The organism is Oleiphilus sp. HI0125, from assembly GCF_001635355.1.
Window position 1 is genome coordinate 1 of record NZ_LWGF01000009.1, and the last position, 646, is coordinate 646.

Below are 646 nucleotides of genomic sequence, written 5' to 3' on the forward strand. Positions count from 1 at the left end.
TGAATCGCTCGGATTAGATCATTAAATAACCAGTCTGTCGGTGACATTTCTATACCGATGTAGTTATTCAGGTCTTCTTTTCTTATTACTTTCATCAACCGTCTCTGTATATTTTTACTGGTTTAGTTGCGGCGCGGTTAAGTCCAATATCTTAAATTGAGTGGTTTGAATCACCGTGTCAATGCTACAAAGATTGTCAGGACTGGTTATTTAATGATCTAATCCGAGCGATTCATCGTGATTTTCGAACAATAAAAAGCAAATACGGAGAATATCGTGATGGAGAGTCAGTTCAGCAGTATTAAGTATTATTCTTTGGGAGTTTTACTCCTGATTTTGTCAGTGATGGTTTCTAGCGCAAAAGCAGATGAAGCGCGTTTCTTTAATAAATTTGAGTGGCATGAAGTTAACGACGGCATCAACACAGGTTGGGAGCCATGGGCGGGGTTGGCCGCTGTCAGCTTGCGTGGAAATTTTTATGTTATTGGTGGTCGGATACCCAAACAGTTTCCTTTAGCGTTTGGCGATAGCGAATTTCGTAATGATGTCTGGAAGAGTGGCGATGCAGGCCAGACATGGTTGCCTGCTTCGCTAGATGGAGAGGCGCCTTGGGCCGCGCGCGCTGACTTTCAAGCTGTAACGAAAG

General features: G+C 43.2%; 1 protein-coding gene. It reads left to right on the forward strand.

Translation table 11 applies throughout. The features are described 5' to 3' along the window. Positions 1–276 precede the first annotated feature (276 nt). A partial coding sequence (locus tag A3762_RS00505) for a hypothetical protein (RefSeq protein WP_156493086.1) occupies positions 277–646 on the forward strand: 370 nt, incomplete at its 3' end.